Genomic DNA, 15707 nt, shown 5'->3' on the forward strand with positions numbered 1-15707 from the left:
GAACAAAGAAGAGATAAGTCATTAGAATCCTTTATCTGAATGGATATATGGAAGACCCAAACCGATCTACAATGGCCATTTCCAGAAATTCCCTGTGGTCTGGATGAGCAATCCGCATCAGTTCATAAGCCCGTTGGCGAAGATTTTTTCCATACAGATTGACCATTCCATATTCGGTGACCACGTATTGCATATGTGCCCTTGTAGTGACCACTCCTGCTCCTTCCTTTAAAAAAGGGACTATTTTTGAAGTTCCCTTTCGGGTGGACGAAGTCAGGGCCATAATCGGCTTGCCTCCCTCAGAAAGTGATGCCCCTCGCATGAAGTCCATTTGTCCGCCCACTCCGGAGTACTGGTAGCTACCGATGGAATCGGCACAAACCTGGCCAGTCAAATCCATTTCCACGCAACTGTTAATTGAGATTACTTTCGGGTTTTTACGAATGACGGCGGTGTCATTGACATATGCAGCTTCATGGAATGAAAATTCCGGATTATCATCTATTGCGTCATATAGTTCTTTAGACCCTGTGACAAATGCCGAAACAATTTTCCCCGGATGCTTTTTCTTGTATTTATTGGTAATGGCGCCGGACCGTAGAAGACCTAATATACCATTGGAAAACATTTCAGTATGAATACCAAGGTCTTTATGCTGTCTTAGGGAATCCAGAACAGCATCAGGAATCGCCCCTATCCCCATTTGCAAAGTAGACCTATCTTCAATCAAAGCGGCACAGTGATTTCCTATTTTCAGTTCTATATCAGTGATTTTTTCTTTGTAATTCACTTCTGGCAGTAACTCATCCACATAGATGGCGGTATGAATTTTAGAAATGTGTACCTGTCCGTCGCCATGAGTTCGTGGCATCTGCTTATTAACCTGTGCTATTACGATTCTTGCGGTTTCCACCGCTGGCTTAGCGACATCCACAGATGTACCCAGAGAGACAAAGCCATGCGCATCGGGCTCAGACACCTGAATAATTGCCACATCGATTCTTAAAATATTTTGCCTGAACAAATTACCAATCTCGCTCAAAAATATCGGTACATACCCTCCGTGGTCAGAATTAGCTGCTTCCCTTACGTTTTGGGATACAAAGAGCGAGTTCATGTAAAAACTTTCTTTGCATTCAGGTGAAACTAAGGGCATCTCACCCAGCGTGGTAATGGCTACGATTTCCACATTTCTCAACTCATCTTTTCTTGCCGCCAGAGCATACAAAAGTGTGGTGGGAGTAGCAGCACTTCCGTGGATAAAAACCCGCTGATTACTTTGAATGAAGGAAACGGCTGTTTCCGGAGTGACATAATTAATCATAGCAATAAGTTGGGTTAATGGTCATAGAATTTACAATGTGGAAAGAAAGAAGAATCGGTTTTAAAAATCATTAAGGCCTATTGTATTCTTCAGTTTATTTGATTTACACCAGTGATCTCAGTTGAAGGTGTGAAACTGTATATTTGACTGTCAAGAATGAACTCGACAGCAGCGCATACCAAAGCAGAATTCAAGTGAGGAAATTCGCCCTTACAGATTAGTTTACTAAAATAAATTCACATCTGCTCTTCCAGTACCAATCCAAAATTAACTTCAATAGAATCTCTCACTTTTATTGTCCCAAGGAACTTTACCGGAGGCACAATTTCGAAATCCGTAAAGGTTAACTTACGTGTACCCGCCAAAAGAGCCTTGCCGTCGTTTTTAGCCAGAAAGACACAGGAAATCGGATAGATTCTGGAAACGCCAGCCAATGTGATTTCCACTTCTCCTTTTAGATTTTCCTGATTGATATTTTCTGATTCCCTGATCAGATTAATGAAGCGAACACTGATTGTAGGATGGTCATCTGTCTGAAGTGTTTCCCGAAAATCTTTAGTCATTATTGCGTTGAAGCAATCAAAATCCAACGTGTTTAATGTAAGCACTCCGCTCCATCTGGTAATTCCACTATCAGGAAAATACGTTTCCTTTAAAATATCATGTCCTTGATATTTACTCGACTCGCAGTGAAACCCGGAGATATTGGAACTTCCTGCTATTTCGATGACACTGCCTGAATCTATTTTCCATGTTTTAACTTCCGGGTTTTCTCCAGAAGTAATCACTAAGCAGCAATTGGTGATGAATAGAAGTAAATTCCACATGTTTATAAATAGAAAAGCCTAGTCGGATTTAGAAAGTTAAATTGACTAGGCTGCTTTAGGAAAGTTAGAAACTGATAGCTGCTTCTAGATTGAAACCATCGAATTTGGCTCCATTATAAAGAGATGTTGCATCAAACCCATTTTTGTATTCCTGATTCATATATTCAAGTTTGACGATCACATTTTTGGTCATAAACCATCCTCCTCCTACATTGACGCGGCTTATTTCAAGGTCCTGAGGAGCTGAATCATTATTTTTCCCCTTGACTGTATTGTATCTGCCGCCGATATAAAATTGCTCAGTGCTTCCAAATCGATAAAGAAGCTCACCTGAAACCTGAGTAAAACTTCCATCGCCCTGATCCTTGGAGTTACTTACTGATTCCAAAATCCCAAAGAACTCCAATCCTTTATATTTGATGAAAGGGTTGAATTGGAATGCGGTCATCTGTTTGAATCGTGGATTGAATCTTCCTTCGAAGTCATTTGAAGTTCCTTCTATAGGTTCCAAAACATGATAATAGCGCCCTCCTGCCCTGTCTCCACCATATAGCCATGTTCCGGTGGTAGTACCGTTATTCAAGTACCAGGATCCTGTAAGCCTAAACCTGAAATCTTCATTCAATTGCTTGTCCACACCTAATTTGCCGTAGAAGGAAAGCTTGTTGTCTGTATTGTCATTTACTACCACATCCTGGTTTAGTTTGCCATTGGTAAGACCTACGACTGCAATAAGGCCATCCTTTTGAACAGTTACTTCTCCAAATGCTTCCGTGGAAAATGCATCCATTATATAATTACCGATAAATGGATTATAGATAGCCCGGGCATTATCCGTTCTCCGGAAATGTGCATCCCCGTAATTAAACTCATCCATACCAAATGTAAGAGTGGTATAATCCATGACCCCATCGAGAAAACCTTCTTTGATGAATCCCAATCGGTCAATCTGAACATATCCTCCTTTTACCCATGCCTCATTGTGATGCTTGGAGGAGAGATAAGTTCTCAGGTGCAATCTCATCCCGTCTGCGAGCTGTGTGTTGATGTTAAGGTTTGCACTTGGCAAGTTGAAATTGGAGCCAAGTTGCACCAGATTATTCAAGGAATTGGAATGGTTGAGAGACTGAAACTGAAGGGCAAAATCTCCCCCTACAAAGACACGTACTTTGTCAAAGTCTCCTCCTTTTTCTTTAGGGGATTCAAACACATTCAAACCCTCTTTACTGTTTTGCCGGAAATATTGCAGTTCCGTTTTTTCCTGAGCAAAAGCAGCGCTGCAGGTAAGCAAAGCCCCAAATAAGAAGGAGGCGATAAAGTTTAGCGTAAATAATTTCATGTTGGTGTAGTTTAATTAATTGGAGAAAAGCTTGTCTCAAAACCGAGTGTCAGTTTATCTCCGGTCTTTATGGTACCAAAGACTGCCGTGGGCGGATCTATTTTAAAATCAGTGAATGCTATGTCGTGGACTCCCTTAAATTGGATTGACCCTCCATTTACAGCGTATGTGGCTTCCAGAAGTATAGACTTCTCAGTCCCTGCAATTATTAATTTTCCTTTAACCTTTACAGAGTTTCCTGTGACTGAAATAAATTCAGACATCACAAATTTGATCGAGGGATACTTTTTTTCTTTCAGGGCTTCGTAAGCATTGTTATCCATCCCACCCTTACCGCTCTTTAAGCTTTTAACCGGCATTTCTATTGTCATGGACTGTATGTTGACCAGCTTTCCGTTTTCTACAGTCAGCTCAGCAGTCCCCTTAGTATTATCCATAGCTTCCATTTGCCAATTATGGATAGTGGAAGTGCCAGAAACCGTCAGTTTTTGTGCTCCAGACAATTTATAAGACCGCTGACCATAGATGGGGCTGACCATGAAGAGTAGCACAGATAGAATAACAAAGGAGGTAACATAGATACTTTTCATAGGAATAGTGTATTGGTTTTGCACTGTATGCACTGGCAAAAGTACCCGCCTATTCCTCCTGAAAACTTGAGAAGTATTTCAATTGAAACTGACTTATGTCATAGGATGTGATACTGCTGATGTACTAAATGTGTGGGTGAAGTTGAATGCCGTGAGGTAATTTTAAGGCACTACAGTAATTCTTTGGCGGGTGATTATTTGTCCTTAAAGTGGAATGGACTTACAAATCTTTTGAAATATGAAAACCACCATTCAATTTGGCTCTTTACATTTCGACTTTGCTCAATGTAACATAAGTCTGGTGATTCTAATGAGAATGTGGGATTTATGTTTGTAATGGGTAAAGAAGGGAGAATGTTATTCGCCTCTATGTAGATGATAAATGCGATTATAAAAAGACCTGACGGGACAAACTGTGGGTAGTCCAAGGTTTCAACCCTGGGATAAAGGATTATATTCATTCACCAGCGCTGACCCACAATCATCATTTGGAAAGAAGGCGTTAGCCAGCAAGATGGAAACTGGAATTATTTTGGTTTTGATCTGTGGTAATCTCTATTTTCTGCGGTTCGTGGAGAAACCAAAGGTGGCGAAGCGCCATTTAGAATGATAATCTTGCTGTTATTAATAAATTTATGTAGAAATTATGGGCAGCCTTATCTACGTACGAATGCGCAGGCACCTTATCTTATTGGGAGAGATAAAGTAATGATCTTTATAATGAAATTACTTTTGTCACTGGATCGGATTAGTTATTATGCCTCACCTTGCCTTCTTCCAGATACGATTTGCTCCCGAATCACCTTGTTCTCGGGATAAAAATATCTGGAAATTCCTGCATATCATCATCATTTAGGCCAAGCTTGATTCACCAATCTCTGATGCTGTTTTTCTCTAAGTTCACTACATTCTGATCATAGCATATCACTTACCTACTTTCTCTAAATGAGCTTCTTTAATCTTCCTTCTTAGGATTTTTCCCACATTTGATTTTGGGAGTTCGTCTGTGAAATGAATTTCTTTTGGACACTTATAATTCGTTAATGATTCGTGGCAGTGAGCAATTATTTGTTCTTTGGTAATGGATTTGTCTTTTGCTACCACGTATGCTACCACTCTCTCGGTGGATTTCTCATCCGGAATTCCGATCACTCCTACCTCAAGTACTGCCGGAAAAGAAGCAATCACATCCTCCACTTCATTGGGATAGACATTGAATCCAGAAACCAGTATCATCTCTTTCTTGCGATCTACAATCTTGGTAAAACCATCTTTGTCCATCACACCAATATCCCCTGTTTTGAACCAATCTCCAAGCATGACCTCAGCAGTTTCTTTTGGCTTATGCCAATAGCCTTTCATCACCTGAGGGCCTTTAATGCATATTTCCCCACGTTCTCCTGCCTGTAGAATATTTCCTTCATCGTCTATAACCATAAATTCCGTATTCGGAAGTGGAAGACCGATCGTGCCATTTCTTTCTGTACCGTCTATAGGATTGCAAGAGGCTACCGGAGAAGTCTCTGTAAGTCCATAGCCCTCAGCTAAAGGTGTTCCCGTCACAGCCATCCACTTTTCGGCAGTCGCTTTTTGCACTGCCATTCCTCCGCCTACAGCTATCTTTAATCCGCTAAAATCGAGTTTCTTAAAGGCTTCCTGATTAAGTAATCCGTTGAAAAGTGTATTGACTCCAGTGAAGACCGAAAATTTATACTTGGATAAATCCTTGCAAAATGCGGACATATCCCTCGGATTAGTGATCAGCAGATTGTGCGCCCCTATTTTAAGCATCGCAAGGCAATTTACCGTCAATGCAAAAATGTGATATAGGGGAAGAGCTGTCACTACTATTTCTTCATTCTCCCTCAATTTAGGCTTCATCCATGCAGAGATCTGCTGCATATTCGCTACAATGTTTTTGTGCGTTAATTCGGCCCCTTTAGAAACTCCAGTAGTTCCTCCTGTATATTGAAGGAAAGCAGTATCTTCTAAGGATAGCTCTACAGGTTTGAAATTATGGTTAGCTCCCTGGGATAATGCTGATTTGAAAGTAACTGCTTTTGGAATAGAGAAAGCCGGTACCATCTTTTTAATATGCTTCACTACCAGATTAACGATAGTCCCTTTAAGACCACCTAGCAAATCCCCTAGTTCGGTAACTATAATGTACTTGGCTGGGATTTCAGTTAGGATTTTTTCCAAATTACCTGCAAAGTTGGCGACGATGACGATCACCTCAGCACCCGAATCTTTGAACTGATGTTTCATTTCTGAAGGAGTATATAGTGGATTGGTATTCACCACTATCATTCCTGCACGAATAGCCCCAAACATTGCCACTGGATATTGAAGAGTATTTGGCATCTGAATGGCAATGCGGGTTCCTTTTTTCAATCTCAATACTTGAGTCAAATAGCAAGCAAAATCCTCACTTAGTTTGTTTAACTTATTGAATGACATGGTTTTCCCCATACATTCATAAGCTACAGCATCACCATATTTTTTAACACTTTCTTCGAAAAGCTCTGCGACGCTGGAATAGGCTTCACAGTCTACTTCTTTTGGAACAGATTCTGGATAATGTTTAAACCAGGGAAAATCCTTCATAATATCTTGGTATTGGGTTTATGTATTTTTGTTGAATTAATTAAAATCTAGACTCAGGTCAAAAGATCTTATGTCTATTTCAAAATTTTTCTGGCAATTAATTCCTTCATTATTTCATTTGTACCTGCATAAATTCTCTGGACTCTGGCATCCGCATACGCTCGTGCTACCCCATAATCCCACATATATCCGTAGCCTCCATGAAGCTGCACACACTCATCAGCTACTTTACACTGTAGCTCAGTCATATTATATTTAGCAGCGGAAGCCATAGCCGAATCCAATTTGCCGTCATTGTGTAGTTGTACCAGATAATCGCAATAGATCCTTCCTTGCTCCAATGCTGCACACATCTCAGCTAGTTTAAAGCGTGTATTCTGAAAATCTGAAATTGCCTGATTAAAAGCTTTCCTCTCCTTGACATATTTGATCGTCTCCTGAAGCATATATTCACCTAATGCTACTGCTGCAAGCGCAACTACTAATCTCTCCTGTGCCAATTCTGTCATCAGGTATTTAAAACCCTCCCCTGCAGCGCCAAGCAAATTCTCCTTGGGAACGACCACATCTTCAAAAAACAATTCACAGGTATCCTGAGCATGAAGGCCTACTTTATCAAAGGGTAGTCCTTTGGTGAAACCTTCCATTGTGTTGTCCAGCAACACCAAACTAATTCCTTTAGCACCTTTCTTTGGATCAGTCTTCACTGCGACCACTACTACATCACATAGATACCCGTTGGTAATAAAAGTCTTGCTGCCATTTACCAAATAATGATCTCCCTGATCTACTGCGCTGGTCCGGATACCTTGCAAGTCACTTCCCGCTCCGGGCTCAGTCATAGCTACCGCACCAATATATTCACCTGTGATCATCTTTGGGATGTATTTTTCCAAAGCACTTGCTGTCCCGTAATGCAATATATAAGGCAGCACAATATCATTGTGAAGGGGATATCCTATCGCTGGACCAGAGCAACCGCTCAATCCAAGCTCTTCAATAAAAATTGCATTGTATCGAAAATCCTGAATATTCAGACCTCCGAGATATTCCGGTGCCTGTATTCCCAAAAAACCACACCCTCCTAGCTTCTGCCAACTTTCCCTGGAAACCATCTTATTTTTCTCCCAGGTAGAATTGTAGGGAGTGATTTCCTTTGCAATAAAACTTCTCACACTGGCTCTAAAAAGATCATGCTCTTCGTCAAAAAGAGTTCGGGGTAGTCCAAACATGCTGTTTATTTTTAGGGTTTTATTCTAACCAAAAATAAGGAATTTTACTCCCTAGCCTTCAAATTCATTTATGAAAGATCTTTTTTAGTTGATTTTCCAACTTTAGACAAAACATATCCATATCTATATCTATATTCTTATTTTTAGCTTCGTTACTTACCACCCAATTAGAATTTATGATCGATTTAACTGAGCAATCCAGTCTGCAGACACTTCGTTCCCTCCCTCTCTGGAAAGAAAAGGAGGAGCTGATTTCGGCAAAACCTGCCGGGGAAAGCAACATGAATTTAGTCCTTAGGATCGAGACAAGTTTACGATCCGTAATCTTAAAACAGTCTAAGCCCTACGTTAGAAAATTCCCTCAAATGCCTGCTCCAATCGAAAGAATAGAAGTGGAGCACACCTATTACGAAATAATACAGTCCGATCCCACACTAAAAAAGTATAGTCCCACTGTCCTCCTTTACTATCCAAATGAACATATTCTGCTGACAGAAGACTTGGGAAAAGGAATTGACTTTGCCGCTTTGTATCAAGCTGATGAAAAGTTAAAATCCAACGATTTGGAAAGTCTGGTAGATTACCTGAACGCTCTTCACGGGTTGGAAATCACTCATTTCCCTGACAATTCAGCAATGAAGAATCTTAATCATGAGCATATATTTCATTTCCCATTTTTGGAAGAAAACGGTTTTGACTTGGATACGATACAAACAGGCCTGCAAGACTTAAGCATGGAATACAAAACTGATTTATCACTCAAAAAAGCCGTAAAAGGACTTGGTGAGCAATACCTGAGCAATGGAAATATTCTGCTTCATGGGGATTTTTACCCTGGCTCATGGCTATCCACTGTCGATGGACTGAAAGTAATTGATCCCGAATTTGGATTCCTAGGTGATCGGGAATTTGATCTGGGAGTCTTGTTGGCACATTTTGACCTTACCCTGCAAGAAGGGAGTTTGAAAACAAGTTTTCTCCAGAAGTATAGGCATACCATTTCCGAAAACTTACTGAATGCCTATCATGGAGTGGAAATAATGCGGAGATTGATAGGCATAGCACAGTTGCCTGTTTCGTTAGATTTAGGCCAGAAGAAAACAATGCTTGAGAAGGCAAGAAACCTTATTCTATCCTGATGAAAAATTGCTGTTTGGTAGTAATTTTCCTTCTCTCATTTTCAGCTTGCAATAACAAGAAATCCACAACGCCTGTTGAATTTTCTGATCAGGAAGTGCCAGAAATTGGATTGACTGAAAAGCAGCTTTATGATAAAATCTTGGGAATGCTTGTAGGATCCGCAATTGGTGATGCCATGGGAGCTCCTACCGAGGTGTGGTCCCGTGAAGAAATTAAACTAGAGTATGGATTTGTGGAAAGTCTGGATTCAATGGTTCGGGAGGTATCACCTGAGGGAATCTGGAAGGCGAATCTGCCTGCTGGATGCACCACAGATGACACCCGTTGGAAAGTATTGACAGCCAATTACCTACTATCTCAAAGTCCCAATCAATTAGATGCTGAGGACTTTGCAAAGCAAATTTTATCCACATATGAATTGTATACCAAGGAAATTAAAGAAATACAAAGCATTGATCCAGAACCATTTGAATATGTTTCCTTAAAGATGGGATGGCTGCAGGAATGGGCTAAAGTCAGTCAGCCTTTTATAGATGGTAATATGCTAGGGTATGCAGATTCTCTGGGAAAATTCTACGGAGGAGAAATGGTCTGTGCCGGTCTGCTGTATTCCCCAGCTTTAGGATCATATTTCCCTGGAAATCCTGAAAAAGCCTATAAAGAAGCGTACAAACTTTCCTTTTATGATCTGGGCTATGCTAAAGATATTTCCGCCCTATCTGCAGCGATGACTTCTGCCGGAATGCGAACGGGAGCAACTAAGGAAGATTTGCTCTCATCGTTGCGCTTAGATCCGGAGCACTACTTTGAAAGTCGGCTCGTGGGTAGAACATCACATAATATTCTGAAAAATGCGCTTTGGATTACTGCCGAATCAGCTAAGCAGGATAGTCTAGGGAATATTTTAAAAACAGATAGCAAAGCTTTAGAGTTTGCATTTACCCAGCTGGATCAGAGGTTGCAGGACATGCCATTTCACGCTGGGGAAATCTGGCTTCAGACACTTACCGCTATTCTTTATTCAGATTTTGAATTTATGGGTACAATGACCTTTCTGGTGAATTATGGCAGAGACAACGATACTACTGCGGCGGTGGCTGGAGGGATTTTAGGAGCTTTTTATGGCTTCGAGCAATTGCCAAAACTAGAGAGAGAAAAAGTCCTCAAAGTAAATAAGGAGCTACTTGGAATTGACTTAGCCCAAACTGCAAACATATTGACTGCTCATATGCTGGGGAAGTGATACCTCTTTAACAGCTTGCCAATGCTACAATTTTCACCTTATTAATGGTCGAGAAGTGTTTCGCGCCTACCTAAGTTTATTGTAAAAACATGTAATGCTATTAGAAAAGCCCAATGATTCAGGAAATCACAGCGCTATGGTCTTTACGTTTTCCTTTGCGCTTAAATAAATAAAAAACCCCAAATCTTCCGATTCAGGGTTTAGAAGCAAGAACTTGGTTTAGAATTCAAATGTAAATTTTTCGTGTTCTACCTTTTGCATCAGTCACTTGAAAGTACACATCTTCAGGCTGTATTCCGTTTAATTTATAGTCCTTTCGGAAGCCTTCCGGCTGATCTATAATCTCTTCGTGCACAACCTTGTTATCAACAACTTTTTTGATTTTGACGTCTACGCCAGCCTCTTCTAATCCTACTACCACCAGATTGATCGTGTAGTCATTTATTTTCTTGCCGTAGGCCATTAATGGATACACTACAGGAGCTGGTTCTTCTTTTTCCACAGTTTCAACGATATAAGAAACTTCTTCATCTTCCGTAGAAATTAATACCTGATACTCGCCGCAAGGAAGACTGTTCAAATCATAAGGAATGTGAAGGTCCTCTTTGGCTTTGACAGATCTTGAATGAAGCTTTTTGCCACTCATATCTAAAATGGCAATTTTTGCTTTGCCAACACCTTCATTTAGATGTACAGCGATTTTCTTATAAGTAGTGTGAACTGATGAATTTGCCTTCAAATCTTCAAGATCATTGGATGCAAATGTACTGGTCGCTAAAAGTCCAGCTAGTGCGAATGTGAATAAGGTTTTCATAACATTGTTGGTTTAGAGTTATGCTTCTCCTAGATGCGAAGCTCATACCAACAGCGCCAGAAACCCGCTTCTAAGGCATTTTGTGAGGATTAGGCATTTACAAAATTTAACATTTGCGAAAAATATAATTTGGTAAATAACCGAATCACTACCTGAAAACTGTATAGAAAGTGGTCATTTTAGATGAAAATTGTAATATCTCCGAACAGTTTTGAGCTTTAACCACTAAAATTGAGGTTACACTTTATTGTATAGGTTAGTGAAAATTAATTTTAGGAAATAATGTAAGTGCTTGAAAACAAATATTTTAAAAAATGAAAACCTGTACGCTCGTGCACAGGTATCGTTCGCTAAGAGACAGAAATTGATTTATATCAACTATTTTTTAGGCTCAGACTTAGCTCTTTGACACGGTCTTTTATATCCATATTTGAAATATCCCGATTCATTGAAGTTGCCAAAAGGAAATCATTTACAGCTCCCAAATGATCAGTGGATTTCCCATCAGCAAGTGTAACATAGCGCATCGTAGTCCACAAAAGAGTTTTTAATTGCTTTTCGCTATCATCCGTCATATAGTATTCTAAAATAACAGTATTGTGATTGTGCCATATAATTCGACTCTTTATTCGCACCCACTCTCCCACCATGGCTGGTTTCACATAGGAGATGTTATGGTTATAAATCACCCAGGCTGCCTGATACTTTTTGATAAAGTCCATCATCTCGACACCATAAAGTTTTGGCACCTGATCTTCCCGTGCATTGAAAAAGTAATCGAAATACTTCGCATTGTTTAAATGACGTAAAGGATCACAGTCCTGAAATCTGATCAGAACTCTGCTTTCTGTTTCCTTGGGATAATGCTTCTCTGAGTTAAATTCGAACATGGTCTAGTATAGCTGAGCTTTCGATAAGTACCACTCCAGCATTTTTCATTTCTTCCAGAGCCTTTTCTTCGTCGCTAACATTCACATTCACTGCTTTAGTAGCGTCAGTGATCAGGAAGGTTTTGAATCCTAAACTGACAGAATCCAATGCAGTGAATTTCACGCAGTAATCCTGGGCCAGCCCTGTTACAAACACATTCATGATCCCTTCATTTTGTAGAAAATCACCTAGGCCAGTATCTTCTCTCCTGGCGTTATCAAAGAAACCTGAATAAGAATCAACTTCAGAATTTTTACCTTTTTGGAAAATTGCAGTCCAATTGGTTGGGTTTAATTCCTCATGAAATTCGACTCCCATAGATCCTTGCACGCAGTGAACTGGCCAAAGAAACTGTGGTAAGCCATTTAGATCTATAACTTCCCCTACTTTTTTCCCTTCATGATTTGCTGCAAAACTCCCATGATCTGCGGGATGAAAGTCCTGCGTAGCCACTATAAAATTGAAATGCTGCTGCAAAGCATTGATAAGAGGAATTACTTCTTCACCTCCACCTACTGCCAATGCTCCACCTGGTAAAAAGTCATTTTGCACATCTACGATCAGTAATGCACTATTTTTCAGATTCATTGCCATTATCTACTTGTTTTGCTTTCAATACTAAATCCATTCTTAACTGATGAAGGTTCTCTTCCAACCCAATTGGATACAAATGCGGATTTACCAACCGCTTATGTGTTTTATCCAATGAATCAAGCTGGGCTTGTACCCTTTCTCTTATTTGAATTATGGTAGGCAATTTGTAAATCAGCTTGCCACTTGAGAAAATAGGTTTAAGTAAAATCTCTTCCTGATAAAACGCCGGCATCATCCGCTTTCGTCTGGTTGGATCATTGGGATCAATGATCAGAGCCGCCTGTGGGTTCAACTCCTGGTCTTCCAAATAAATCATGTCAGCGACAGCCTTTCCCTTCGAAAAAAACCGCTTTACTGTATGCACGCCAGGAATATTAATTTTTAAGGATTGCTGAGAAAGTTTCACTTTTGGAACCCAGGAACCTTTCTCATCCCGAATGGCTGACAATTTATATACTCCACCAAGTGCTGGCTGGTCAAATGCCGTCACCAGCTTTGTACCTACCCCCCACACATTGATAGATGCCTCCTGTCCTTTCAATGATGTGATGATGTGCTCATCCAAGTCATTTGATGCTACAATCTTTGCCTCGGGAAATCCAGCTGCGTCAAGCATCTCTCGCGCTAAATTGCTGAAATAAGCCAAGTCACCGGAATCTATTCGAATGCCCACCATTTCCTTTCCCTTACTTCGCAAAGCATTCCCAACCTTGATAGCATTCTTGATTCCATTGACCGTATCATAAGTATCGACAAGGAAAATGGATTGTTCGGGAAAGGCATCTGCATACGCTTCGAATGCTTCCATTTCTGTCTCAAAAGACATAATCCAGCTATGCGCGTGAGTTCCTGATACCGGAATCCCAAAGAGTTTACCTGCCATGACATTACTGGTGGAAGTGCATCCTCCTATGTATGCTGCCCTGGAAGCCGCCAACCCTCCATCTATCCCTTGCGCCCTCCGCAAACCAAATTCCAAGACAGGCTCACCTTGAGCAGCCAAGTTGATTCGGGCGGCTTTTGTTGCAATCAAACTCTGGAAATTGACAATATTCAGAAGTGGAGTTTCCAATAGCTGGCATTGTATCAAAGGTCCTTTTACCCGCACCAAAGGTGTATTGGGGAAAACAACCGTTCCTTCTTCCACTGCATCTATGTCACAGGTGAACTTCATTTCGCTGAGGTAATCCAAAAATCCTTTTGCGAAAACTGGCTGTCCATCTTTGCCTTTCATCCCCGCCAGATAATCAATATCCTCCTTATTGAATTTGAAATTTTTGCAATAATCCACTATGTAATCCAAACCTGCAGTGATTGTAAATCCACCCTGAAAAGGATGTTTGCGAAAGAAAAGATTGAAAACAGCCTCCTGTTCAGCTTTTCCAGATTTCCAATATGCGTAAGCCATAGTGAGCTGATAGAAATCTGTTAAAAGTGCGAGTGAGCCTTGATAAAGATCTTTGGTGATTTTCATTGTTAATTTTTAGCTTAATTCAAAAATAACCTGCTTTAGATTCCTGTCCAATTCTATTGGGCAACTTGCTTGACACGCATATTCAGCAAGATTCCAATCAAAACAAGTCCCATACCTACATATACTATTGCTGGGAACGTTTCCTCAAAAAAGAAGAATCCGAATATCAACGCATATACAATTCCTATGTAGGTAAGACTTGCCACTTTGGATACGTCGGAATTCTGGTAGGCAATGGTCAAGAAATACTGGGCTGTCTGAGTACAAATGCCAATAAACAGTAGAATAGCCCAATCCCATCCTACTGGATTCACCCATCCAAAAGCCGAGACGATCAGTGCAAAAGGCAGGGTGACTAGCGGGAAATAGAAGATAATTACTAGCGGATGCTCTGTATTTTTCAACTTGCGGATAACATTGTAAGCCAAGCCGGAAAATATGGCTGAAACAATCCCAACAGTCCCCCAGAACATATCTACGCGGGCATCAACTCCTTGAATAAGCAGCACTCCCGCAAAAGAAATGGCGAAGAATAGAAACTGGATTGGTTTCACTTTTTCTTTCAGCAGATACACACCAAAAAGTGTAGTGAAGATAGGAGACAAATATTGGATAGTGACGGCGCTCGCCAAGGGGATATTTTGCAATGTGTAGAAGAAGGATATCAAACCTATAGAACCTACTACACCACGGATAATAAGCCATTTTTTGTTGTTACCAAAAACATTTACCTTCTGCTTTTTCAAAACCAAATAACTGAAAATCAAAGAGAAAATAGATCGAAAAACAATAATCTCTATGGCAGGAATATGTGGAATGTATTTTACTGAGACATTCATCATAGCGAAAAATATTCCAGCCAGAAGCATGGCTTGGACACTGTTAATCTTCAAAATAATGGGTTTTAAGAGTGATGTTTTTCTAAGGAAATTGAACCTTTAATGGTTCAAAAATTATTCACAAAATCTTATAAGGCTTTCGAACCATTCCTTTCGGCTTATGTTCTAGACACTATGGCATTGAAAATAGGAAATATAGCACCGGCATTTAACCTGAAGTCTACAGGAGAAAAATCAATTGATTCTTCGAAGGATTTGAAAGGTCAAGCCTTCATACTTTATTTTTACCCAAAAGATTTCACCAAAGGGTGCACAGCTGAGGCATGTGAGTTCAGGGATCAATTTGAAGCTTTCCGTAATCTGGACATTCCTGTTTTAGGGATAAGCAAAGATGATATACCTACGCACGAAAGATTCAAGAAAGAGCATCGACTTCCTTTTGATCTGCTGTCCGATCCAAGCGGTGAAGTTTGCAAAGCATATGACGCATTGATTCCCCTAATAAAAATGCCTAAGCGAATTACCTATTTGATAGATAAGGATCATAAGATTGCAGCTGTGTTTTCGGACATGTTTGAGTCAAAGGGACATATCGAAAGTATGTTGAAGAGTATAAAGAAGTAGGTTTTAATGCTTGGAGCGGCGCGGAGGCGCAACGTTTGATATACTTCTATTTGTCAACCTAAACGCATTATCTGTCACCCTGAGCGAAGTCGAAGGGTCAGTTTAAGCTTAATTTTGAAATAGCATAGGA

At 40.3% G+C, this 15707-nt stretch carries 14 protein-coding genes; 3 read left to right on the plus strand and 11 right to left on the minus strand.

Annotated elements, in window-relative coordinates; translation table 11 throughout:
• Positions 1 to 31 precede the first annotated feature (31 nt).
• The 6 genes from AACZ73_RS15375 to AACZ73_RS15400 all read right to left on the minus strand — a co-directional run bounded on the left by AACZ73_RS15375 (position 32) and on the right by AACZ73_RS15400 (position 7919).
• Entirely contained in the window at positions 32 to 1324 is a 1293-nt protein-coding gene (locus AACZ73_RS15375; RefSeq protein WP_339879186.1) for an acetyl-CoA hydrolase/transferase C-terminal domain-containing protein, read from the minus strand.
• 236 nt (positions 1325 to 1560) lie between these two features.
• Positions 1561 to 2151 (minus strand): hypothetical protein, encoded by a 591-nt coding sequence (locus AACZ73_RS15380; RefSeq protein ID WP_339879188.1) that lies wholly within the window; start codon positions 2149 to 2151, stop codon positions 1561 to 1563.
• Between the two features lie 64 nt (positions 2152 to 2215).
• Positions 2216 to 3490 carry a hypothetical protein gene (locus AACZ73_RS15385; protein ID WP_339879190.1) on the minus strand — a complete coding sequence of 425 codons (1275 nt, stop codon included), beginning with the start codon at positions 3488 to 3490 and terminating at the stop codon, positions 2216 to 2218.
• An 11-nt stretch (positions 3491 to 3501) separates the two neighbouring features.
• A complete protein-coding gene (locus AACZ73_RS15390; RefSeq protein WP_339879192.1) occupies positions 3502 to 4080 on the minus strand; it encodes a YceI family protein in 579 nt (192 codons plus the stop codon).
• Positions 4081 to 5004: 924 nt separating this feature from the next.
• On the minus strand, positions 5005 to 6687 hold the full coding sequence (locus AACZ73_RS15395) for an AMP-binding protein (RefSeq protein ID WP_339879194.1): 1683 nt from the start codon (positions 6685 to 6687) through the stop codon (positions 5005 to 5007).
• 74 nt (positions 6688 to 6761) lie between these two features.
• Entirely contained in the window at positions 6762 to 7919 is a 1158-nt protein-coding gene (locus AACZ73_RS15400; protein ID WP_339879196.1) for an acyl-CoA dehydrogenase family protein, read from the minus strand.
• A gap of 176 nt (positions 7920 to 8095) precedes the next feature.
• On the opposite strand from AACZ73_RS15400, the gene AACZ73_RS15405 reads away from it, so the two are divergent.
• Both AACZ73_RS15405 and AACZ73_RS15410 read left to right on the plus strand, forming a co-directional pair.
• A complete protein-coding gene (locus tag AACZ73_RS15405; protein ID WP_339879198.1) occupies positions 8096 to 9058 on the plus strand; it encodes a phosphotransferase in 963 nt (320 codons plus the stop codon).
• Positions 9058 to 10302 carry an ADP-ribosylglycohydrolase family protein gene (locus AACZ73_RS15410; RefSeq protein ID WP_339879199.1) on the plus strand — a complete coding sequence of 415 codons (1245 nt, stop codon included), beginning with the start codon at positions 9058 to 9060 and terminating at the stop codon, positions 10300 to 10302. Before AACZ73_RS15405 ends, AACZ73_RS15410 begins: the two co-directional genes overlap by 1 nt.
• 226 nt (positions 10303 to 10528) lie before the next feature.
• Here AACZ73_RS15410 and AACZ73_RS15415 read toward each other — a convergent pair whose 3' ends face one another.
• The 5 genes from AACZ73_RS15415 to AACZ73_RS15435 all read right to left on the minus strand — a co-directional run bounded on the left by AACZ73_RS15415 (position 10529) and on the right by AACZ73_RS15435 (position 14983).
• Positions 10529 to 11116: a hypothetical protein gene (locus AACZ73_RS15415; protein WP_339879200.1), complete on the minus strand. Its 588-nt coding sequence runs from the start codon at positions 11114 to 11116 to the stop codon at positions 10529 to 10531.
• A gap of 374 nt (positions 11117 to 11490) precedes the next feature.
• Complete coding sequence (locus AACZ73_RS15420) at positions 11491 to 12006, minus strand: acyl-CoA thioesterase (RefSeq protein ID WP_339879202.1); 516 nt, start codon at positions 12004 to 12006, stop codon at positions 11491 to 11493.
• Positions 11993 to 12640 (minus strand): bifunctional nicotinamidase/pyrazinamidase, encoded by a 648-nt coding sequence (pncA, locus tag AACZ73_RS15425; RefSeq protein WP_339879203.1) that lies wholly within the window; start codon positions 12638 to 12640, stop codon positions 11993 to 11995. The genes AACZ73_RS15420 and pncA overlap by 14 nt, the downstream gene beginning before the upstream one ends.
• Positions 12618 to 14114, minus strand: coding sequence for a nicotinate phosphoribosyltransferase (locus AACZ73_RS15430; protein ID WP_339879204.1), 1497 nt, complete (start codon positions 14112 to 14114; stop codon positions 12618 to 12620). The genes pncA and AACZ73_RS15430 overlap by 23 nt, the downstream gene beginning before the upstream one ends.
• Before the next feature lie 53 nt (positions 14115 to 14167).
• Positions 14168 to 14983 carry a DMT family transporter gene (locus tag AACZ73_RS15435; RefSeq protein ID WP_339879410.1) on the minus strand — a complete coding sequence of 272 codons (816 nt, stop codon included), beginning with the start codon at positions 14981 to 14983 and terminating at the stop codon, positions 14168 to 14170.
• A 72-nt stretch (positions 14984 to 15055) separates the two neighbouring features.
• On the opposite strand from AACZ73_RS15435, the gene AACZ73_RS15440 reads away from it, so the two are divergent.
• Positions 15056 to 15577 (plus strand): peroxiredoxin, encoded by a 522-nt coding sequence (locus AACZ73_RS15440; RefSeq protein WP_339879205.1) that lies wholly within the window; start codon positions 15056 to 15058, stop codon positions 15575 to 15577.
• Positions 15578 to 15707 lie beyond the last annotated feature (130 nt).

It is taken from the genome of uncultured Algoriphagus sp., from assembly GCF_963974835.1.
Taxonomy (GTDB): Bacteria; Bacteroidota; Bacteroidia; order Cytophagales; family Cyclobacteriaceae; genus Algoriphagus.

Bases quoted from the DNA above. Each gene is read 5' to 3' on its own strand.
- AACZ73_RS15375 (WP_339879186.1), bottom strand. From the start codon at position 1,324: ATGATTAATTATGTCACTCCGGAAACAGCCGTTTCCTTCATTCAAAGT.
- AACZ73_RS15380 (WP_339879188.1), bottom strand. From the start codon at position 2,151: ATGTGGAATTTACTTCTATTCATCACCAATTGCTGCTTAGTGATTACT.
- AACZ73_RS15385 (WP_339879190.1), bottom strand. From the start codon at position 3,490: ATGAAATTATTTACGCTAAACTTTATCGCCTCCTTCTTATTTGGGGCT.
- AACZ73_RS15390 (WP_339879192.1), bottom strand. From the start codon at position 4,080: ATGAAAAGTATCTATGTTACCTCCTTTGTTATTCTATCTGTGCTACTC.
- AACZ73_RS15395 (WP_339879194.1), bottom strand. From the start codon at position 6,687: ATGAAGGATTTTCCCTGGTTTAAACATTATCCAGAATCTGTTCCAAAA.
- AACZ73_RS15400 (WP_339879196.1), bottom strand. From the start codon at position 7,919: ATGTTTGGACTACCCCGAACTCTTTTTGACGAAGAGCATGATCTTTTT.
- AACZ73_RS15405 (WP_339879198.1), top strand. From the start codon at position 8,096: ATGATCGATTTAACTGAGCAATCCAGTCTGCAGACACTTCGTTCCCTC.
- AACZ73_RS15410 (WP_339879199.1), top strand. From the start codon at position 9,058: ATGAAAAATTGCTGTTTGGTAGTAATTTTCCTTCTCTCATTTTCAGCT.
- AACZ73_RS15415 (WP_339879200.1), bottom strand. From the start codon at position 11,116: ATGAAAACCTTATTCACATTCGCACTAGCTGGACTTTTAGCGACCAGT.
- AACZ73_RS15420 (WP_339879202.1), bottom strand. From the start codon at position 12,006: ATGTTCGAATTTAACTCAGAGAAGCATTATCCCAAGGAAACAGAAAGC.
- pncA (WP_339879203.1), bottom strand. From the start codon at position 12,640: ATGGCAATGAATCTGAAAAATAGTGCATTACTGATCGTAGATGTGCAA.
- AACZ73_RS15430 (WP_339879204.1), bottom strand. From the start codon at position 14,114: ATGAAAATCACCAAAGATCTTTATCAAGGCTCACTCGCACTTTTAACA.
- AACZ73_RS15435 (WP_339879410.1), bottom strand. From the start codon at position 14,983: ATGCTTCTGGCTGGAATATTTTTCGCTATGATGAATGTCTCAGTAAAA.
- AACZ73_RS15440 (WP_339879205.1), top strand. From the start codon at position 15,056: ATGGTTCAAAAATTATTCACAAAATCTTATAAGGCTTTCGAACCATTC.